The sequence below is a fragment of the Plantactinospora mayteni genome, from assembly GCF_016862935.1.
GTDB lineage: Bacteria > Actinomycetota > Actinomycetes > Mycobacteriales > Micromonosporaceae > Plantactinospora > Plantactinospora mayteni.
Genome location: NZ_BONX01000002.1, coordinates 207,624 through 227,246, shown reverse-complemented (window position 1 = coordinate 227,246; position 19,623 = coordinate 207,624). Strand labels below are relative to the sequence as shown.

General features: G+C 72.2%; 16 protein-coding genes. 8 read left to right on the top strand and 8 right to left on the bottom strand.

What is annotated here, in order from left to right; translation table 11 throughout:
* Positions 1-25: 25 nt before the first annotated feature.
* The 3 genes from Pma05_RS01435 to Pma05_RS01425 are packed head-to-tail and all read right to left on the bottom strand — an operon-like array spanning position 26 to position 3,663.
* Positions 26-1,033, bottom strand: coding sequence for an ROK family protein (locus Pma05_RS01435; RefSeq protein WP_372441421.1), 1,008 nt, complete (start codon positions 1,031-1,033; stop codon positions 26-28).
* A complete protein-coding gene (locus Pma05_RS01430; protein WP_203855385.1) occupies positions 1,033-2,502 on the bottom strand; it encodes a M81 family metallopeptidase in 1,470 nt (489 codons plus the stop codon). The genes Pma05_RS01435 and Pma05_RS01430 overlap by 1 nt, the downstream gene beginning before the upstream one ends.
* Positions 2,503-2,514: 12 nt before the next feature.
* Positions 2,515-3,663 carry an ROK family transcriptional regulator gene (locus Pma05_RS01425; protein ID WP_203855384.1) on the bottom strand — a complete coding sequence of 383 codons (1,149 nt, stop codon included), beginning with the start codon at positions 3,661-3,663 and terminating at the stop codon, positions 2,515-2,517.
* 274 nt (positions 3,664-3,937) lie between these two features.
* On the opposite strand from Pma05_RS01425, the gene Pma05_RS01420 reads away from it, so the two are divergent.
* From Pma05_RS01420 to Pma05_RS01405, 4 genes are all read left to right on the top strand, one after another.
* Positions 3,938-5,743 (top strand): peptide ABC transporter substrate-binding protein, encoded by a 1,806-nt coding sequence (locus tag Pma05_RS01420; RefSeq protein ID WP_203855383.1) that lies wholly within the window; start codon positions 3,938-3,940, stop codon positions 5,741-5,743.
* A 79-nt stretch (positions 5,744-5,822) separates the two neighbouring features.
* Complete coding sequence (locus tag Pma05_RS01415) at positions 5,823-6,782, top strand: ABC transporter permease (RefSeq protein ID WP_203855382.1); 960 nt, start codon at positions 5,823-5,825, stop codon at positions 6,780-6,782.
* A complete protein-coding gene (locus Pma05_RS01410) occupies positions 6,779-7,702 on the top strand; it encodes an ABC transporter permease (RefSeq protein WP_239311493.1) in 924 nt (307 codons plus the stop codon). The genes Pma05_RS01415 and Pma05_RS01410 overlap by 4 nt, the downstream gene beginning before the upstream one ends.
* Before the next feature lie 14 nt (positions 7,703-7,716).
* Positions 7,717-10,011, top strand: a complete 2,295-nt coding sequence (locus Pma05_RS01405) for a dipeptide ABC transporter ATP-binding protein (protein ID WP_239311491.1) — start codon at positions 7,717-7,719, stop codon at positions 10,009-10,011.
* A 73-nt stretch (positions 10,012-10,084) separates the two neighbouring features.
* Here the strand turns inward: Pma05_RS01405 and Pma05_RS01400 are convergent, their stop codons facing one another.
* Positions 10,085-10,594, bottom strand: a complete 510-nt coding sequence (locus tag Pma05_RS01400) for a hypothetical protein (RefSeq protein ID WP_203855381.1) — start codon at positions 10,592-10,594, stop codon at positions 10,085-10,087.
* A 311-nt stretch (positions 10,595-10,905) separates the two neighbouring features.
* Here Pma05_RS01400 and Pma05_RS01395 point away from each other — a divergent pair, with 311 nt between their 5' ends.
* From Pma05_RS01395 to Pma05_RS01385, 3 genes are all read left to right on the top strand, one after another.
* Positions 10,906-11,406 (top strand): hypothetical protein, encoded by a 501-nt coding sequence (locus Pma05_RS01395; RefSeq protein WP_203855380.1) that lies wholly within the window; start codon positions 10,906-10,908, stop codon positions 11,404-11,406.
* The gene (locus Pma05_RS01390) at positions 11,403-11,732 is read left to right on the top strand and encodes a transcriptional regulator (RefSeq protein WP_239311489.1); all 330 of its coding nucleotides are present in this window, start codon (positions 11,403-11,405) and stop codon (positions 11,730-11,732) included. The genes Pma05_RS01395 and Pma05_RS01390 overlap by 4 nt, the downstream gene beginning before the upstream one ends.
* Positions 11,733-12,017: 285 nt before the next feature.
* Positions 12,018-12,404 carry a VOC family protein gene (locus tag Pma05_RS01385; RefSeq protein ID WP_203855379.1) on the top strand — a complete coding sequence of 129 codons (387 nt, stop codon included), beginning with the start codon at positions 12,018-12,020 and terminating at the stop codon, positions 12,402-12,404.
* A gap of 104 nt (positions 12,405-12,508) precedes the next feature.
* On the opposite strand, the gene Pma05_RS01380 is transcribed toward Pma05_RS01385, so the two are convergent.
* Genes Pma05_RS01380 through Pma05_RS01370 form a run of 3 tightly spaced genes read right to left on the bottom strand, consistent with a single transcriptional unit; the run spans position 12,509 to position 14,780 of the window.
* On the bottom strand, positions 12,509-13,492 hold the full coding sequence (locus Pma05_RS01380) for an ABC-2 membrane transporter-related protein (protein WP_203855378.1): 984 nt from the start codon (positions 13,490-13,492) through the stop codon (positions 12,509-12,511).
* On the bottom strand, positions 13,489-14,394 hold the full coding sequence (locus Pma05_RS01375; RefSeq protein ID WP_203855377.1) for an ABC transporter ATP-binding protein: 906 nt from the start codon (positions 14,392-14,394) through the stop codon (positions 13,489-13,491). Before Pma05_RS01375 ends, Pma05_RS01380 begins: the two co-directional genes overlap by 4 nt.
* Positions 14,391-14,780, bottom strand: a complete 390-nt coding sequence (locus Pma05_RS01370; RefSeq protein WP_203855376.1) for a GntR family transcriptional regulator — start codon at positions 14,778-14,780, stop codon at positions 14,391-14,393. Before Pma05_RS01370 ends, Pma05_RS01375 begins: the two co-directional genes overlap by 4 nt.
* Before the next feature lie 267 nt (positions 14,781-15,047).
* Here Pma05_RS01370 and Pma05_RS01365 point away from each other — a divergent pair, with 267 nt between their 5' ends.
* The gene (locus Pma05_RS01365; RefSeq protein ID WP_239311486.1) at positions 15,048-17,966 is read left to right on the top strand and encodes an AfsR/SARP family transcriptional regulator; all 2,919 of its coding nucleotides are present in this window, start codon (positions 15,048-15,050) and stop codon (positions 17,964-17,966) included.
* A gap of 60 nt (positions 17,967-18,026) precedes the next feature.
* On the opposite strand, the gene Pma05_RS01360 is transcribed toward Pma05_RS01365, so the two are convergent.
* On the bottom strand, positions 18,027-19,610 hold the full coding sequence (locus Pma05_RS01360) for an alkaline phosphatase D family protein (protein WP_203855374.1): 1,584 nt from the start codon (positions 19,608-19,610) through the stop codon (positions 18,027-18,029).
* Positions 19,611-19,623: the final 13 nt, after the last annotated feature.

Here is a 19,623-nt window from a genome sequence, read left to right as displayed (position 1 = left end):
GTGCCTCGGGACGACCGGCCGGGGTTCAGGAGCCGACGGGTGCGGAGACCGGTGCCGCCCAGCCGTCCGGCACGGGCAGTCCGGCGGCGCGGCGGGCCAGGATCGCGGCGCCCACCTGGGCGGCCTGGACACCGAAGGCGGACGGCACCACCTCGGGCGCGGTCCGCCAGGCCAGTGCCGCGCGCAGCGCGTCGCGTACCGGGTCGAAGAGGTGCGTACCGGCCTCGGCGAGGCCACCACCGAGCACGATCCGGGCCGGGTCCAGGGTCAGGGTGAGGGTGGCCAGGGCGATGCCCAGTGCCTGGGTCGCGGTGTCCCACACCGAGCCGGCCAGAGGATCGGTCGCAGTCGCCGCCGCGATGGCCCGGCTGTCCAGCCCCGGGGTACCGCCGAGTCGGGCGTAGCGCCGGGCCAGGCCGCCGGCCGAGGCGTACACCTCCAGGCAGCCGCGCTGTCCGCAGCTGCACGGCTCGCCGCCGGGGTACACCGGCATGTGCCCGACCTCGCCGGCCGACCAGGCGGTACCCGGTACCGGATCGCCGTCCAGCACCACCGTGGCGGCGATGCCGGTGCCGAGCGGCAGCAGCACGAAGTTGGCCAGTCCCCGGCCGGCCCCGGCCACCGCCTCGGCGACCCCCGCCGCCCGGGCGTCGTGCCCGATCGCCACCGGCAGCGCCAGGTCGTCGTGCACGAGCGCGCGCAGCGGTACGTCGCGGAACCGGATGTTCGAGGCGTACCGCACCAGGCCGGCGGCCTCGTCGACGATGCCCGGGGTGACCACCCCGATCCCGGCCGGTGCGACGTCACTGGCGAGGGCCTCGGCGCGCAACCGCCGGCAGAGTTCCCGGAGTGCGCCGACCGGGTCGCCGTCGGCCCGGGACGGCACCACGATCGAGTGGCGGACCTGACCGTCCTCGCCGAAGACCGCCCCCTTCATGGTCGTCGCGCCGACGTCGACCGCGAGGACGGAGCGACCGGTGGGCGGTTCCCCGGGTGGCGAGGTGTCGGACCGGGCGCTGATGACGGGCGGGATCACCGGGTCACCACGGTCAGGTCCGCGACGAAGTCGCGGTCCAGCGGGAAGATCGGCCGCAGCAGGCGCTGGTAGGGCAGCCGCTCGATGTCCTGGTCGACCCCGCCCGGGGTGAGCGCGAGCAGCCAGTCGCCGGCCGCCTCGAAGAGTTCGGGTTCGAGGTAGCCGATCTTCACCACCACCAGGTCGACGGCGTCGACCGTGATGCCCAACCGGGCGTACGAGGCCAGTTGGCGGTACTGCATCCGCCGTGACGTGACGAAGACGCTCAGCCCGCCGACCCGTACGCTCACGCACCGCCCGCCGTCCGGATCGTCGGCGACCGCCTCCAGTACGCCGTCCAGGCGTACCGGACCGGGGTCCCGGGAGTCGATCCGGCCACCGGCCGAGACGCTGACCGGCGCCCCGAGCGGCTGGTCGGCGACCTGCGCCACGGCGTCCGGGTCGACCAGCGAGGCGTACACCGCGCGGACCGACCCGTCCCGGATCTGCGGGCGGGCCAACATCCTGGCCAGCGCGTAGGTGACGTCGTCGGCGCCGCCGGCCCCCGGGTTGTCGCCGGAGTCGCTGACGAAGAAGGGGCGCCGGGCCGGCTCCTCGACGGCGACCAGTGCCGTGTCGAGGCACTCGTCCATGCTGCCGGTCGGTGCGACGAAGCCGAACTCGTCGCGGGCCGCCCAGAAGTGCTCGCCGAGTTCCCGGGCGGCCCCGGTGGTGGCGTCGGTGTCGGTGCCGGTGACCACCACCGCGCCCCGGCAGCGGGGCTGGTCGGCCCAGGCGAAGCCGATCCAGATCGCCGCATCGACGATGCCGTCCCGGGCCTCGATCTCGGCGATCCGGGCGTAGAGTCCGCGAGCCGGTTCGACCCGGGTGCTGGTCATCTCGCCGGGCAGCAGGATCGGCACGTGCACCAGGGCCTTGTGTGGGCGCTGCCCCCGGCGGAGCGCGTCGACCAGGTTGCGGGCGGCCCGCTCGCGGGTCTCCCAGACGTCGACGTGTGGCGCGGTGCGGTAGCAGGTGAGCAGGTCGCAGCCGGCGAAGAGCACCGGCGAGACGTTGCCGTGCAGGTCCATCGCGGCCGAGACGTACGGCTGCGGCCCGATCACCGACCGGATCGCGGTGATCAGGTCACCCTCGGCGTCCTCCCGGCCGACCACGCTCATCGCGCCGTGGATGTCCAGCAGTACGCCGTCGACCGGGCCGAGGCCGGCGAGCCCGTCGACGATCTCGGCCGTCCAGGTGTCGTAGCTGGCGGCGTCGACCGCACCGCCGGGCAGCGCCCGGGCGTGTACCAGGGGCAGCCACTCGACGTCGGCGGCCCACGGCTCGGTGGGGGAGAGCCAGGCGTAGCGGGCCAGCAGCGCGTCGCCCCGGGTGACCTCGAAGTCGTCGGCGGTGCTCAGGTGCGGCGAGAAGGTGCTGGACTCGATGTGGATGCCGCCGATGGCGATCCGCAGGGGACGGTGCACGGGTGGAGCTCCTCAGGCGGGTCGGGCGTCGGCCACCGCGCGGACCAGATGCCCGAGGCCGACCAGGCCGGCATCCGGGCCGGCGACGCTGGCCTCGATGGAAAGGGACTGGGTCATCGACGGCAGGCACCGCTCGTAGAGCATGCCCCGGGCCGCCGCGACGTAGACGTCGAGGCTGGAGAGGGCTCCGCCGATCACCACGGCGTCGGGGTTGAGGAAGTTGACCAGGCCGGAGAGGGCCACCCCGAGCAGCCCGCCGGCCCGCCGGACCAGCGTCACCGCGGCCGGTTCGGCGTCGACGACCGCGGCGATGACGTCCCGGGTGGTGCTGATCGGCTGGCCCTGCTCGGCCAACTGGGCGGCGAGAGCCGCGCCGCTGGCGACGGTCTCCAGGCAACCTCGGCTGCCGCAGGAGCACTGCCGTTCGCCGCTGTCCGCCACCCGTACGTGGGTGACGTCGCCGCTGAGTCCACGGCCGCCCCGGTAGATCTGGCCGCCGCTGACCAGGCAGCCGCCGATGCCGGTACCGGCCTTGACGTAGATCATGTCGCCAGTGTCCCGGCCCCGGGTGACGTACTCGCCGATCGCCGCCGCCTTGGCGTCGTTGTCGACCACCACCGGTACGTCGAAGCGCGTCCCGAGTTCGGCCTGGGCGTCGACGCCGCTCCAGCCCGGCATCCGGGCCGGGCCGACCAGCCGGCCCCGGGGGAACTCGACCGGACCGGGCATGGCGGCGCCGATCCCGAGCAGGGCCTGTCCGGGGGCGGTCGCGGCGCGGAGCCGGGTGAACGCGGCCCCGACCACCTCGAAGACCTCGCCCGGGCCGGCGGCGATGTCGATGGCGACCTCCTCGGCCGCGAGCAGCCGGCCGTCCGGGGTGCAGAGGCCGACCCGGGCGTGCCGGGCGCCGAGTTCGGCCACGGCGAGGACGCCCTCGGGCTCCCGCAGCCGCAGGATCCGGGGCCGCCGCCCGCCGGTGGAGCGGCCGACGCCCTCCTCCAGGATGGCGCCCTCCTCCAGCAGTCGGCGCACCACCCCGGTGACGGTGGACGGGGCCACCCGCAACGCCTCGACGAGGTCGGCCCGGGAGGTGGCCTCGCCGTTGGCGAGCAGGTTGAGCGTCTGGTCGCGCAGGGTGGCGGAGATCGACGGGTCCGACATACCTCTCCTTCTTCCAGCCGGGTCGTCCGGATTCCCGGTGCGGCTACCGGAGGTACGGGACGGGGGATCACCGCGAAGGGTAGCGGACGATGCTTCGGCGGCTTTGATCCTAACCTGACGGAAGTCCTCGAAGGAAGTAGGTTAATTTCGTTGACGCGAAACTTAATCGGCTATACATTCTCCGCATTGATCGCTCGGGAAGCGCCGGCTGGCTGGACGTGGCGCCGCTCGCGCCCGGCGACGCGGGGCACGTGCATATCGATCGAGGAGACTCATGAGGAGCAGATTCCACCGGCGCGCACTCCGCGGCACCGTGGCCGTGGCCAGTGCGCTCGCCCTCGGGTTGGGCCTCGCCGCCTGTAGCGGCGACAGCGGTTCGGCGGGGAAGGGCGGAAGTCAGGGCAAGGACACCGCGACCGTCGCCTTCCGGACCCCGAACTGGATCCTGCCGATCTCGGCCCCCGGCTTCACCCAGGGCGAGAACCAGATCTTCGGCCTGGCGCAGTACCGGCCGCTGTACCAGTACCGGCTGGACGGGTCGGCGAAGTACAACATCGACGCCGAGCGCTCGCTGGCCAACCCGCCGGAGGTGAGCGACGGCGGCAAGACCCTGACGATCACGCTGAAGGACAACACCTGGTCGGACGGGAAGCCGATCACCACCCGGGACATCGACTTCTGGTGGAACGTCGTCACGGCGAACAAGGACAAGTGGGCGTCGTACCGCAAGGGCGGCTTCCCGGACAACATCGCCGCCTGGACGATCAAGGACGAGAAGACCTTCTCGGTGACGACCACCCAGGTCTACAACACCGCCTGGTTCGTCGGGAACCAGCTCAACCGGATCACCCCGATGCCGCAGCACGTCTGGGACCGGGATTCCGCGACCGCGAGCGTCAGTGACCTGGACAAGACCCCGGAAGGCGCGAAGAAGGTCTTCGACTTCCTGATGGCGGCGTCGAAGGACCCCAAGACGTACGCGACGAACGACCTGTGGAAGGTCAACAGCGGTCCGTGGAAGCTGGAGAAGTACGTCCCGAACGGCGAGGTCGTGCTCGCCGCCCAGCCGAGCTACTCCGGCACCGACAAGCCGAAGCTGTCCAAGATCGTGCTGCGGCCGTTCACCAGCGACGACGCCGAGTTCAACGTGCTCCGGGCAGGTGAGATCGACTATGGCTACGTACCGGCGGCGAACCTCTCCCAGAAGTCCTACCTGGAGTCCAAGGACTACAAGATCGCACCCTGGTACGGCTGGTCCATCACCTACCTCCAGCTCAACTTCAACAACCCGAAGACGGGCGTGCTGTTCACCCAGGACTACCTGCGCCAGGCGATGCAGATGCTGATCGACCAGCCGACCATCAACAAGGTCATCTGGTCCGGCATGGCGGAGCCGACCTGCGGCCCGGTACCGCCCAAGCCCGGCACCGGCGGCACCGCCGAGAACGGCTGCGTCTACTCCTTCGACCCGGCCAAAGCGAAAGAACTATTGGAGACCCACGGTTGGAAGGTGACCCCGGACGGGCAGACCACCTGCCAGAGCGCGGGCACCGGGGCGAACCAGTGCGGCGCGGGCATCGCCGCCGGCACCCCGCTGACCTTCACGGTCACCAGCCAGAGCGGGTTCGCCGCCACCACCAAGATGTTCGCCGAGATCAAGTCGCAGATGGCCAAGCTCGGCATCGAGCTGACCATCAAGGAGGTGCCGGACTCGGTCGCGGTCACCCCGGCCTGCAAGCCGACCGAGGCGACCTGCTCGTGGGACATGTCCTTCTTCGGCTCCCAGGGGAGCTGGTATTACCCCGCCTTCGCCAGCGGCGAGCGGCTCTTCGCCACCGACGCGCCGGTCAACCTCGGCAGCTACAGCGACGTCCAGGCCGACCAGCTCATCGAGGCGACCCAGTTCTCCGGGGACGACACGGCGCTGAAGGCGTACAACGAGTTCCTCGCGAAGGACCTGCCGGTGCTGTGGATGCCGAACCCGGTGTTCCAGATCTCGGCGTACAAGTCGGGGTTGCAGGGGGTCGAGCCGCAGGACCCGATGAACAACATGTACTTCCAGGACTGGTCCTGGAAGTAGTCGGCCGCAACTGACCGTCCCGGCTCCGGCGGCGCCCTCCCGAGCGCCGCCGGAGCCCCCGACCGGGGAGGATCCGCCCGTGGTCCGGTACCTCGTCACCCGCCTGGGCCAGGCTCTCATCGTCGTCGTACTCGTCACCGTGATCGCGTTCCTGCTCCTGCACCTGCTGCCCGGCGGTGCCGCCCGGGCCACCCTGGGCAAGGAGGCGACGCTGGAACAGTTGGCGGCGTTCAACCACGAGATGGGTTACGACCGGCCCTGGATCCAGCAGTACGGCATGTACGTGCAACGCCTGCTGCACGGCGACCTCGGCTACTCGTTCCAGCTCAACCAGTCGGTCACCGAGGCGATCAGCCAACGGCTGCCCAAGACCATGGTGTTGTCGCTGCTCTCGACCCTGCTGGCGATCGTGCTGGCGATCCCGCTCGGAGTGATCCAGGCGGTACGCCGCAACCGCTGGCCGGACTACACCATCACCTCTCTGTCGCTGCTGGCGTACGCCACCCCGATCTTCTTCCTGGGGTTGATGCTGATCATCCTCTTCTCACAGGTCTGGCCGATCCTGCCGCCGGAGGCGCCGCAGGGCTTCACCGTCGGCGAGGTGCTGGCCGACCCGGCCGGGCTGGTGCTGCCCACCGTCACGCTGGCGATCGTCACCATCGCGGTCTACTCCCGCTACGTCCGCTCCTCGATGGTCGACAACCTCAACGAGAACTACGTCCGGACGGCCCGCGGCAAGGGCCTCTCCGAGCGGCGGGTGGTGGTCCGGCACGCCCTGCGCAACGGGCTCTTCCCGGTGATCACCCTGCTCGGGATGTACCTGCCGGCGCTGTTCAGCGGTGCCCTGGTGGTGGAGTCGCTGTTCAACTTCCCCGGCATGGGGCAGCTCTTCTGGCAGGCGGCGCTCAAGCGTGACTTCCCGATCCTGCTCGGCGTCACCCTGATCATCTCGGTGGCGACCGTACTCGGCGCACTCCTCGCCGACCTGCTCTACGCTGCGGTCGACCCGCGGGTACGCCTCCGGGGGAGCACCTCGTGAGCACCCTCTCCGAGCTGCCCGCCACCCCACCGGTACGCGTACCGCAGCCGGCCGCCCCCGACGAGCCCCCGGTACGCGGCCTGTGGCGGCAGGGCGTGGCCGTCTTCTGCGAGAACCGGCTGGCCCTGGTCGGCCTCGGCCTGTTCGTCCTGCTCGCCGGGGTCTGCTTCCTCGGCCCGCTCTTCTACCACACCGACCAGGTGCACACCGACCTCACCCAGGTGCACCTGGCACCCGGCGCCGGGCATCCGCTCGGCACCGACGGGGTCGGCTACGACCAGCTCGGCCGGCTGATGCTCGGCGGGCAGACCTCGATCGTGGTCGGGCTGGCGGCGGGGATCCTCGCCACCTTCCTCGGCACACTCTGGGGCGCGGTCGCCGGCTTCGCCGGTGGCTGGGTGGACGCCGCGATGATGCGGGTGGTCGACGCGATGATGTCGATCCCGTCGCTCTTCCTCTTCATGCTGCTGGCCGCGATCGTCACGCCGAGCGTACCGATGCTGATCCTCATCATCGGCGCCTTCGCCTGGCTCGGCCCGGCCCGGCTGGTCCGGGGCGAGGCGCTGAGCCTGCGCTCCCGGGAGTACGTCCAGGCGATGCGCGCGATGGGCGGCACCGGCGGCCGGGCGGTACGCAAGCACATCGTGCCGAACGCCATCGGCACGGTGATCGTGAACGCCACCTTCCAGATCGCCGACGCGATCCTCTACGTCGCCTACCTCTCCTTCCTCGGCCTCGGTGTCCCGCCACCGGCCGCGAACTGGGGCGGGATGCTCTCCGACGGGCTCGCGGACACCTACAGCGGCCACTGGTGGCTGCTGTACCCGCCCGGAATCGCCATCATCCTCATCGTGCTCGCCTTCAACTTCATGGGCGACGGGCTGAGGGACGCCTTCGAGGTCCGCCTCCGGCGCCGTTAGGGGGAGTGGGGAAAGTGAGCGCACCGATCGACTCGACCGCCGGAACCGTGGAGGTTCCCGGCCGGTCCAGCCCGCTGCTGGAGCTGCGGCACCTGCGTACCGACATCGCGCTGCGGCGCGGCACGGTGCACGCCCTGGACGACGTGAGCCTCCAGGTCCGGCCGGGGGAGACCCTCGGCATCGTGGGCGAGTCGGGCAGCGGCAAGACGATGACCGCGCTGTCGGTGATGGGCCTGCTGCCGTCGGGCGGCGAGGTGGTCGGCGGGGAGATCCGCTTCGAGGGCCGCGACCTGCGGTCGCTGCCACCGGAGGAGGTACGCCGGATCCGGGGCGTCCGGATGGGCATGGTCTTCCAGGACCCGCTGACCTCGCTGAACCCGACGATGCGGATCGGTACCCAGGTCGCCGAGCCGCTGCGGGTGCACCAGGGGGTCGGCCGGGCGCAGGCCCGGGAGCAGGCGGTCGACATCCTGCGCCGGGTCGGGATGCCCCGCCCGGAGAAGGTGGTCGACAACTATCCGCACGAACTCTCCGGCGGGATGCGGCAGCGGGTCGCCATCGCGATGGCGCTGGTCTGCTCGCCCCGGCTGCTCATCGCGGACGAGCCGACGACCGCGCTCGACGTGACCACCCAGCGGCAGATCCTCGAACTCATCGACGACCTGCGGGAAGAATTCGGCATGGCGGTCGTGCTGGTCACCCATGACCTGGGCGTGATCGCCGGTCGGGCCGACCGGGTCGCGGTGATGTACGCCGGCCGGGTGGTCGAGACCGCCAGTACCGCCGAACTGTTCCGGTCGCCCCGGCACCGCTACACCGAGGCGCTGATGGAGGCGCTGCCGGAGTCGGCGACCCGGGAGCCGGACGCTCGGCTCTACAGCATCCCCGGCCTGCCGCCGGACCTGTCCCGACCGCTGACCGGCTGCCGGTTCGCACCCCGCTGCCGGTACGCCACCGACGACTGCCGTACCACCGAGGTCGCCCTGACCGTGCAGCCGCACCAGTACGCCTGCCTGCACCCGGTGGCCCTGTCACCAGCCTCGGCCACCGCGTCGCCGGCTGCTCCCACATCCGCCTCGCCGCCGGCCATCACGTCCGCAACGCCGACGGCCACCGGCACCGCGCCGACGACTGCCGGTACTTCCGCACCGCCGGCTGCCGTCGCCGCCGTCACGCCGCCGACCGTCCGCCAGGTCGGGGCGAGCGCGTCGTCCGTAGCGGCCGAGCCCCGGACGGGTGAGCCGGTGTCGGCGCCGCGTCCGGTCGGGCCTGCCGGGACGACGGAGTCCCGGCCGGTCGCACCGATCCTGTCGATCCGCGAACTGGTCAAGGACTACCCGGCGAACGGTGCCGGGCTGTTCCGCCGCGCCGCCGGACGGGTGAGCGCGGTCGCCGGAGTGTCGCTGGACGTCCAGCCGGGCGAGACGTTCGGGCTGGTCGGCGAGTCCGGGTGCGGCAAGTCGACCGTGGGCCGGCTGGTGGTCGGGTTGGAGCGGCCCACGGCCGGGCAGATCGTGCTGGACGGTACCGACATCGCGGGCCTGGACCGGCGGGAACGTCGCCGGATGCACCGACAGGTCCAGTTGATGTTCCAGGACAGCTATGCGGCGATGAACCCTCGGATGCGGGTCGACGCCATCCTCGCCGAGCCGTTGGAGATCCAGCAGGTGGGTGACGGGGCGGCCCGGCGGGCCCGGATCGGCACCCTGCTCGACCAGGTCGGGCTCTCCCGCCGGGTGTTGGAACGCTATCCGCACGAGTTCTCCGGTGGGCAGTTGCAGCGGATCGGGCTGGCCCGGTCGCTGGCCCTGCGACCCCGGCTGATCGTCGGGGACGAGCCGGTCAGCGCGCTCGACGTGTCGATCCAGGCGCAGGTGCTCAACCTGATGCGGGACCTGCAACGCGAACTCGGCCTGGCGTACGTCTTCATCAGCCACGACCTCTCCGTCGTCGACTACATGTCGGACCGGATCGGGGTGATGTACCTGGGCAAGCTCGTCGAGGTCGGTCCGGCGCACGACGTGGTCCGGTCCGCCCGGCACCCGTACACCCAGGCGCTGATCGACGCGGTCCCGTCCGCCAGCCCCGATGCTGCCGGCACGGGCCGGGAGAGCGTGACGATCCGGGGCGAGCTGCCGAGCGCACTGAACCCGCCCACCGGGTGCCGGTTCCGTACCCGTTGCCCGATCGTGGCCGAGATCTGCCGGACGGAGCCGCCGTTGACCGGCGACCTGCACCAGGTGGCGTGCCACTTCCCACTGCGCCCGGAGTCGAGCGCGGCCACCGTACGGTCCGGCGCGGCCGGATAGCCGGACCCCGACCCGGTCCCCGTGGCCGGATCGGGTCGGGGCGGGTCGGGGCGGTCGGGCCGCCCGGCGCGCGTCAGGCGGTCGGGAAGCCGTACCGGGTGGCCTGCTCGGGGTCGGCCGGGTCGATCTGCCGGAGCCCGTCGTCGGCGAGCCGCTTGTTGACCTCGTCGAGGTGGTCACGCACCACCTGCGCCTCCTCCTCGGTGACCCGGCCCCGGTGCGGCTTGCCGGCGTGCTCCAGAGTGGCGTAGTCGACGCGTTCCCGGCTGGCCTTGGCCGGGCGTACCCGTTCGGCGGTGCGCAGCAACTGCGCCATCGGCACGTCGGTGGCGAGCGCGTCGAACTCGCTGGCGGTGAGCACCACCCGGCGGGGCGCCTCGCCCGCCTGGCCGTCGTGGATCTCCACGACCGCTACGTCGAGTGCCGCGTCGTCGATGCTCTCGACCTCGCTCGGCTCGGCCTCCAACCGCACCGGCCCGGCGACCAGGTCGGGGTGGTCCAGCACCACGATCCGGACCACCTCGGCGGCGGACTGGACCACCTTGCCACTGAAATCGGAGACGTGAACCGTCCGCTTACCCATGCCTGCGCTATCTCCTGTCCGAGCGGGAGCCGCCTGACGCCAGCTCCTCGGCGGGCGACGGCCAGCAACAGAAATTACCGGACAGGTGTGCGAACCGCCCGGGAGGGGGCGGGGCGTGTCCGGAGTCAATGTGTCGATGGCGGCCGGGGAACCTTACCCGCGCATCCCTATCCGCCAGGGCCAGACCACGCCTCCGGCTCGCGGAGCTGGCCCGGCCACCCGGGTTGTCTCCGTGCTTGCGCTATCCGACAGTTGCCGTATCGGCAAGTCTATAGTTGCCATGTCGGAAACAGAAGGCTAGAGTTTCCGTCATGGAAACGGACGCGAGAACCCCTCGCCCCACCGCGGACGAAGCGCGCGCCGCGCTCGCCGACGTCGCGCAGGTCCAGACCGTCGCCAACTCGGCGATGACGGCCCCGTGGCCGTGGTGGCACTACGCCTGTGTCACCTTCGTCGTCGCCGTGTTGCCGTTCACGATGGCCGGCGCGTTGGCCGAACCCGCCTGGCTGCTGTCGAACTATGGCTGGACGCTGGTCATGATCGGCCTGCTCTTTGTGTGCGCGGTGGTGTTTCCCCTGGCTGCGCTCGTCTGGCGCAACCGGACGGGGATGACACCACGGCCGCATGAGGTGTCCCTGCGTGGCGTGGTGTTTCTGGCCGCCGGCATGGCGGGGCTGCTCGTCGCCGCGGGAATCGCGTTCCTGGTCACCGGCAGCGTCTACGTCATGGTGCCGCCGTCCGTCGCGGGTGTCGGGCTGGTACTCGGCCTGCGTGTTGTGCATGGACGCGTACACCGCCGGAAGCAGTCGTGACCCGTCCCATCGACGAGGCCGTGGACGGCTTCGACGCCACCATCCACGCGCCGCACCGGCTGCGGATCTGCGCGCTACTCGACGCCGCCGCCGAGGCGGAGTTCAGTGTGGTCCGCGAACACCTCGACGTCTCCGCTCCGGTGCTCAGCAAGCAGGTGGCCGTCCTTGTCGACGCTGGCTACGTGGCCCAACGCAAAGCCGTCCGCGACACCCGGCAACGGGTGTGGCTGCACCTCACCGACGCCGGCCGCGCCGCCTACCGGGGCCATGTCGCCGCTCTGCGCGCCATCGTCGAGGGCTGGCCACGTGCGGACGCGCCGGGTTGACCCCCGAGGTCCCATGGCTGGTACGGCGTGCTGGCGCCACACTGTTGCCGGCGACTTGCGGGTTCCCCGAGGGCGGCACGACCGGGTCGAACTCGACCCGCCCCCACGGCAGTAGTTGCTGACTGGTTGCGGCGGTTCAGCGTGGGCAGCGGTCGACGTGGCCGGATTGCCGAGCGGGTGATAGCTGGTGCGCCGGCCGTGGTCGGCGCACCCGGGTCTCGGGAATATCCGTACGCCCTACGTTGTACAATGTAAGGAGTTAGTTCGAACGTTAGGGAGCCGCTTATGAAGATCACCTCGTCCGCCGTCTCGCTGAACGTGGCAGACGTCGACGCCTCCAGCGCGTTCCTCGTCACGCACTTCGGGTTCCACCAGGCGATGGCCGCCGACGGATTCGCATCGCTGACCAGGGACGACGCCGGGATGAACGTCGTCTTCCTCCGCCAGGGCCTGCCGACGCTGCCGGCCGACCAGCGCGACGACCACGCCCGTGGCCTGATCCTGGCCTTCGTCGTCGACGACCTGGAGGGCGAACTCGCCCGCCTCCAGGCCGAGGGTGTGACCATCACCATGCCGCTCACCGTCGAGGAGTGGGGCGAGCGGGCCTTCCAGGTGCGCGACCCCAACGGCGTCATCGTCCAGTTGGTCGACTGGAACGGCTCCGGCCAGTAGGCCGCAACCACCCGGCCGTGGCCCGCCGGCACGTGTCGGCGGGCCACGCCCGCGTCTCCGGCGGCCGGTCCAGGCGGGACCGGCCGCCGCCCCGGCGAGCCGCGTCAGTTGAGTCCGCGCGGGATCCGCCAGAAGACGAATCCGGCCAACAGCCCAGCGAGCAGCAGGTAAATCCCCACTTCCAGCCACTGGAAGGTCCAGTACCGGTCGGCGGGCTGGTACGACAGGGTCATCTGGAAGCCCTTCGTCTCGATGCACGCCATGTGCGCGCTGGGTTCGGCGCGCGGGCAGCTCTCGATCTGCTCCTGGCTCGCCGGGTTGCCGGCGGCGTCGAGCATCTGCGGACCGCTGGTCAGTACCCAGGCGCCCGGTACGGCGACCTCCTCGGTCCAGACCTCGCCTGCCCCGTTGATCAATAGGCCCTTGGCGTTGGCGGCGGTCCAGGCGACTCTCTCGGTGACGGCCGGTTGCAGATGCGGGCGGACCAGGGTGGGCATCAGGATCTGTAGCAGGACGAACCCGGCGAGCAGGATGGCCATCGCGGGGACGGTCCGGCGGACCAGCAACCCGACGGTGACCCCGGCGACGACCGCGAAGACGGCGTAGCCGAGCGGGGCGATGTTGCGGGTGGGGAAGAGCAACGGGTCGAACCGGCCGTCGAACAGCTTGTCGTACGGGCTGGCGGCCCAGGTCAGCAGCAGGCTCAGCGCGCCGGTGAGTATCACGCCGGCCAGGGTGACGAGGCCCAGTTTGACGGCCAGCCAGCGGGTACGGCTGACGCTCTGGTTCCAGACCAGACGGTGGGTGCCGGTCTCGAACTCGCGGGCGAGCAGTGGCGCGCCCCAGAACGCCCCGACGATGCCGGGCACCAGTACGACCAGGAAGCCGGTCAGCAGCAGTGGGGTGAAGTAGGCGCTCTCGAAGACGTCCTTGGCGGCCTCGACGGAGCACCCGGCGCAGTCGACGTTCACCTCGTACGCGGTGCGGATCCGCAGGCCGAGCACGACCAGGTAGGTGGCGAGGGCGGCCAGTACGGCGACGGCGACCAGGGCCTGGCCACGGAACTGACGCCAGGTCAGCCAGATCATCGGGAGACCTCCAGGGGCTGTACGGCGTTGGCGGTGCCGGCGGGTTCGGCGGCCCGGCCCAGGTAGGCGAGGACCATCTCCTCCAGGTCGAGGTGTTCGGCGGCGGGCAGGCGGTCGGGCAGCGTACCGGTGGTGTCCCGGACGATCAGCGTGGTCTGCCGGGCGGTGTGTGTCGCCTGGATGACCTCGATCCCCGGGGGCGGCGGATCGAGGTCGCCGCGCGCGGCGACCAGCCGGTAGTGCGCGGCGAGCAGGTCCTCCACGTCCCCGGCGAGCTGGGTCCGGGAGGCGGCCAGCACGATCAGGTGGTCGCAGACCCGTTCCAGGTCACCGAGCAGGTGGGAGGAGAGCAGGACGCTGACCTCCAGCTCGGCGACGAACTCCATCAGGCTCTGGAGGAACGCCCGCCGGGCGAGCGGGTCGAGCGCGGCCACCGGCTCGTCGAAGATCATTAGCTGGGGCCGTTTGGCGGCGGCGAGGGTCAGGGCGAGTTGGGCGCGCTGGCCGCCGGAGAGTCGCCCGGCCTTCTGTGTCGGGTCGAGGCCGACCTGGCTGACCCGCTGCTGGGCCAGCCCGTCGTCCCAGCCGGGGTTGAGCCGGGCGCCGAGCCGCAGGTGGTCGCCGACGGACAGGCCCGGGTAGACCGGGGTGTCCTGGGCGACGAAACCGACCCTGGCCAGTTGCGCCGGGTTCGCGGCGGGCCGGGATCCGAGGACCTCGATGGTGCCGGTCGTCGGCGCGATCATGCCCGAGGCGAGGTTGAGCAGGGTGGACTTGCCGGCGCCGTTGGGGCCGACCAGGCCGACCACCCGGCCGGCAGGGACGCTCAGGGTCACGTCCGTGAGCGCCTGGCGCCGGCCGTAGCGCTTGCCGAGTGCGTCGGTCCGCAGGACCGGGGTCATGGTGTCACCTCTGTGGCCTTTCGGAATGTGGTCATGAAGAGGGCCTCGATGCTGTCCGCGTCCAGGCCCGCGCGCTGCGCCCTGGACAGCCACGCGACCAGCTCCGCGCGGAGCGACTCGTGCGCGGCGAGGGAGTCGTCGGTCAACGTCCGGGTCACGAACGTCCCCACCCCCGGCCGGGGTGAGACCAGCCCCTGGTGCTCCAGCTCCCGGTAGGCCTTGAGGACCGTGTTCGGGTTGATCGCCAACCGCGCCACGACCTCCTTGACCGTCGGGAGCTGGTCACCGGCGGAGAGCAGGCCGAGCCGCAGCGCCTGCTGGACCTGCTGGACCAACTGGAGGTACGGAGAGAGGCCCGAGCGGGCGTCCAGGTGGAAGTCGATCACTGCTACCTCTATTTATCTAGTCTCCTAGCACTATAGGGCTACAGCACTGACGGTTGTCAAGAACGTCGACGCGGTGCCGTGCGCCGAGCTGGGCGGGTGCGCGGCACACCGGACCGGTTGTCGGGCGTACGTTCGGAAACCGCCGTTGGTCCGATAGGCACATCAACCGACGCTGATCTAAGTTCGACGGCAGTTGGCCGTCGTACCCGGATCACCCTGCTCGCGGCGGCGGCGGTGGTAGTGGTGGGCGGACAGCGGGGGGCGCTCGTGCGGATTCAGCTACTCGGTCCGGTGCGGGCCTGGCGCGACGGTGAACCGCTCGACCTGGGGCCGGCGGCCCGACGGGTGGTGCTGGGCCTGCTGGCGCTGGCCGGCGGCAAGCCGCTGCTGCGCGGCGAACTCATGAGCGGGCTCTGGTACGACCGCGAGCCGCCGGCCAGCGCGGCGAACGTCATCCAGACCCACGTCAAACACCTGCGCCGGCTGCTGGAGCCGGAGCGGCGACCCCGGGACCAGGGCACCGTGCTGCGGCTGGTCGGCGACGGCTATGCGCTGCACCTGCCGGACACCGGGCTGGACGTCACCCAGTTCCGGCGGCGGATCGACGCGGCCGTGACCGCGCAGCGGCGGGGGCAACTCGACGGGGCGGCGGAACTGCTCGGCGAGGCACTGGCGCTCTGGCACGGTCCACCGCTGGCCGACGTCCTCACCCTGGCGACCCATCCCAAGGTGGTCGCGCTGACCGGCGAGCGGCAGGCGGCCCTCGGCCGGTACGGAGAGGTGATGATCGCCGCCGGTCGGGCCGCCGAAGGGTTGCCGATCCTGGCCGAGGCGGCGGTCGCCGCGCCGCTGGACGAGGCGGCACACGCCCGGCTGATCCGGGCGTACCACGCGGCGGGGCGGCGGGGGCAGGCGTTCGCCGCGTACCACGAGGTGCGCCGGCGGCTCGCCGACGACCTGGGGGTGGCCCCCGGGCCGGCGCTGGCCGCCGCGCACGGCGCGCTGCTGCACGACGAGGAGCCGACCGCCGCCGGCCCGACCCGACCGGAAACCGTGACCGTCGGGGTGGCCCGGAGCGCGCCGAAGCCGGCGCAGCTCCCGGCGGACCTGGCGGAGTTCACCGGCCGGACGGCCCAACTGGCCCGGCTCGACGGGCTGCTGGAGCGCGGCGGGGCGGGGTCCGGCGACCACCGGGCGACCCGGCCGCCCGGACCGGCCGCGACGGTGATCGCGGTGGTCTCCGGCACGGCCGGCGTCGGCAAGACCACCCTGGCGGTGCACTGGGCGCACCAGGTGGCGCACCGCTTTCCCGACGGCCAGCTCTACGTCAACCTGCGCGGCTTCGACCCCGCCGGCCCGGCCGTGGACCCGGCCGAGGCGGTGCGGCGGTTCCTCGACGCGCTCGGAGTGCCGGCCGAACGGATCCCGACCGACCTCGACGCGCAGGCCGCGCTCTACCGCAGCCAGATGTTCCACCGGCGGATGCTGGTACTGCTGGACAACGCCCGGGACGCCGCCCAGCTCCGGCCGCTGCTGCCCGGCGGTCCCGGCTGCCTGGTCGTGGTCACCAGCCGGGCCCGGTTGGCGGACCTGGTCGCCGTCGAGGGCGCCCGGCCGGTACCGCTCGACCCACTGGCGGCCCGGCAGGCCCGCGAACTGCTGCTGCGGCGGATCGGCGGGCACCGGGCCGGCGACGAGCCGCAGGCGCTGGCCGAGATCCTGGCCCGGTGCGCCGGACTGCCGCTGGCGCTGGCGATCGTGGCCGCCCGGGTCGCCACCAGCCCCGACCTCTCGCTGACCGACCTGGCCGGCCAGCTACGTCGGGGCGCCGACCGGCTCGACGCGTTGAGCACCGGCGACCCGACCACCGACCTGCGCGCGGTCTTCTCCTGGTCGTACCGCTCGCTCAGCCCGGCTGCCGCACGGCTGTTCCGGCTGCTCGGCCTGCATCCCGGGCCGGACCTCTCGGCCGTCGCCGCGGCCAGTCTCGCCGGCCGGCCGCTGGCCGAGACCCGGGAGACACTGGCCGAGCTGACCCGGTCGAACCTGGTCGGGCAGCGCTCCGCCGGCCGGTACGCCCCGCACGACCTGCTGCGGGCGTACGCGGCCGAGGTGGCCGAGCGGGTCGACTCCGAGCGGCGGCGTCGGGCCGCCACCGACCGGCTGCTCGACCACTACCTGCACAGCGCGGACGCCGCCGACGGGCTGCTGCGGACCGAGCGGAGTCCCCGTCCGCTCGGCCGGATCCGTCCCGGGGTCACCGCCGAGCGTCCCGCCGACCACCAGCGGGCGCTGGACTGGTTCGCCGCCGAACGCGTCGTGCTGCTCTCCGTCCTCGACCATGCCGCCAGTACCGGACGCGACGTCCAGACCTGGCAGCTCGGCTGGGCCCTGGGCACCTATCTGGACCGCAGCAGCCACTGGTACGACCTGATCGGCACCCAGCGCGCCGCGATGGCCGCCGCCCGCCGGCTGGCCGACCCGACGGCCCAGGCCGTCGCGCACCGGTTCCTCGCCCGGGCCTACACCCGGCTGGCCCGTCTCGACGACGCGGACGCCCAGCTCCGCAACGCCCTCGAGCTGTACGGCCACTCCGGTGACCAGGCCGGGCAGGGGCACACGCACCTGAACATGTCGCTGATGTGGGAGCGGCGGGGTCGGCTCGGCGAGGCGCTCGACCACGCCCGGCGGGCGCTCGGGCTGCTCCAGGCCGCCGGCAACCGGCACGGGGAGGCGCGGGCACTGAACGCGGTCGGCTGGTACCACACCCTGCTGGAGGACCACGCCTCGGCGCTGGCCTACTGCGAGCAGGCGCTCGTGCGGCTCCAGGAACTCGACGACCGCAACGGCCAGGCCAACACCTGGGAGAGTCTGGGACGGGCACACCACCATCTCGGGCACCGGTCCCGGTCGCTGCGCTGCTACGACCACGCGCTGCGGCTCTACCGGGCGATCGGCGACCGCCACCTGGAGGGCATCACGCTGTCGCACGTCGGCGACACCCACCACACCTTCGGGGACCCGCGCGCCGCCGGGGACGTCTGGCGGGCGGCGTTGGAGGTGCTCGGCGAGGTCGACCACGTCGAGGCGGGGAAGGTGCGTACCAAGCTCGCCGCGCTCGACCATCCGGGCCGGGTGGTCGGAACCGGGGTCGGCGCCGAAGGCCCCGGGTCAGCTCGGTGGTGAGGCCGGGCCGGGGCGGCAACTGCCCGGCCCGGCCCTCGACCGGTCCCGTTACTTCTCCGGTCAGTGTGGCGCCGGCAGGGTGGTCGTCCAGAGTGAACGGCCGTCCTGGTCCCGCAGGTGCACGGTCAGCGCGCCGGAGGGGCCGTCGATGGACACCTCGCCGAAGTGCTGGAACCCGTCGGCCGGCGAGGTGTTCGCCGCGGGCGGGGCGTGCACGAAGACCGCCCGGGGTCCGAACGTGCCGTCCAGGGCGTTCGGTCCGAACGCGCCCGCGTGCGCCGGGCCGGAGACGAACTCCCAGAACGGGGTGAAGTCGGCGACCGCCGCCCGGGCCGGGTCGTAGTGGTGCGCCGCCGTGTAGTGCACGTCGGCGGTGAGGAAGACGATGCCGCGTACCCCGGCGCGGTGCGTGGCGCGGAGGATCTCGGCGAACTCCAACTCGCGGCCGGCCGGTGCCCCGCCGTCGCCCTGGGCGATGCCCTCCTGTGCGGTCGCGCCGTCCGGCACCACCAGGCCGATCGGCAGGTCGGCGGCGATCACCTTCCAGGTCGCCTTCGACCGCTTCAGTTCCCGGACCAGCCACTCCCGCTGCTCCCGGCCGAGCAGCCCGCGCTTCGGGTCGGCGTACGTGTTGCCGTCGTTGGGATCCTTGTGGGTCCGCATGTCCAGCACGAAGAGGTCCAGCAGCGGCCCGTACGGCAGCCGCCGGTAGAGCCGCCCGTCGGACGGGGTCGGCACCCACTCGTGGAACGCCTGGCGGGCCCGGGCGGCGAGTACGTCGACCCGGCGCTCGGTGTAACGCGCGTCGTCCAGGATCTCGCCCGGGTACCAGTTGTTCGTCACCTCGTGGTCGTCCCACTGGTTGACCTGCGGCACCTCGGCGACGAACGCCCGGAAGTGCTCGTCGAGCAGGTTGTAGGCGAACTGTCCCCGGTATTCGGCCAGCGTCTCGGCGACCTTGCTCTTCTCCGGGGTGACGATGTTGCGCCAGACCCGCCCGTCGGGCAGTGTCACGGTCTCCGCGAGCGGGCCGTCGGCGTAGACGGTGTCGCCGCTGCACAGGTAGAAGTCGGGGCGTACGTTCCGGATCGCGCGGAAGATGCCCATCCCGCCGAGGTCGGGTGCGATGCCCCAGCCCTGGCCGGCGATGTCACCGGTCCAGACGAATCGGATGTCGTGGCCCCGGTCGCCGGGGCCGGGAGCGGTGCGCAGGATGCCGTCCAGCGGCTCGCTGAACAGGCCGGGTCGGTCCAGGCTCTCCACCCGGGCCCGGTAGTAGAGCCGTTCTGCGGCGGGCAGGCCGGTCAGGCGTACCTTGCCGGTGAAGTCGCCGCGCGGGTCCAGCACCGGGCCGCGGACCCGGCGGGCCCCGCGCAGGTCGGGACGGCGGCCGACCTCCAGGTGCAGCCGTCCGGCCCGGTCCGCCCGGGTCCACACCACGGCGGAGTGCGCGGTCGCGTCGCCGCTCTGCACCCCGTGGGTCAGCACCGGGCGTCCGCCGGGCCGCCAGCCGGGCGCGCCGGAAGGCGCGGGCCGGTCGGGGGCGGCGGACGCGGCGGCGCCGCCGAGCAGCACGCCGCTGGCGAGTCCGGCCCCGGTGGTCAGGCCGGCGCGGAGCAGGGTACGCCGATCAAGTGCGCTCATCGGTCCTCCGAAT

Bases quoted from the DNA above. Each gene is read 5' to 3' on its own strand.
- Pma05_RS01375 (WP_203855377.1), bottom strand. From the start codon at position 14,394: ATGACCCCGGTCCTGCGGACCGACGCACTCGGCAAGCGCTACGGCCGG.
- Pma05_RS01385 (WP_203855379.1), top strand. From the start codon at position 12,018: ATGAAGATCACCTCGTCCGCCGTCTCGCTGAACGTGGCAGACGTCGAC.
- Pma05_RS01425 (WP_203855384.1), bottom strand. From the start codon at position 3,663: ATGTCGGACCCGTCGATCTCCGCCACCCTGCGCGACCAGACGCTCAAC.
- Pma05_RS01395 (WP_203855380.1), top strand. From the start codon at position 10,906: ATGGAAACGGACGCGAGAACCCCTCGCCCCACCGCGGACGAAGCGCGC.
- Pma05_RS01380 (WP_203855378.1), bottom strand. From the start codon at position 13,492: ATGATCTGGCTGACCTGGCGTCAGTTCCGTGGCCAGGCCCTGGTCGCC.
- Pma05_RS01360 (WP_203855374.1), bottom strand. From the start codon at position 19,610: ATGAGCGCACTTGATCGGCGTACCCTGCTCCGCGCCGGCCTGACCACC.
- Pma05_RS01400 (WP_203855381.1), bottom strand. From the start codon at position 10,594: ATGGGTAAGCGGACGGTTCACGTCTCCGATTTCAGTGGCAAGGTGGTC.
- Pma05_RS01420 (WP_203855383.1), top strand. From the start codon at position 3,938: ATGAGGAGCAGATTCCACCGGCGCGCACTCCGCGGCACCGTGGCCGTG.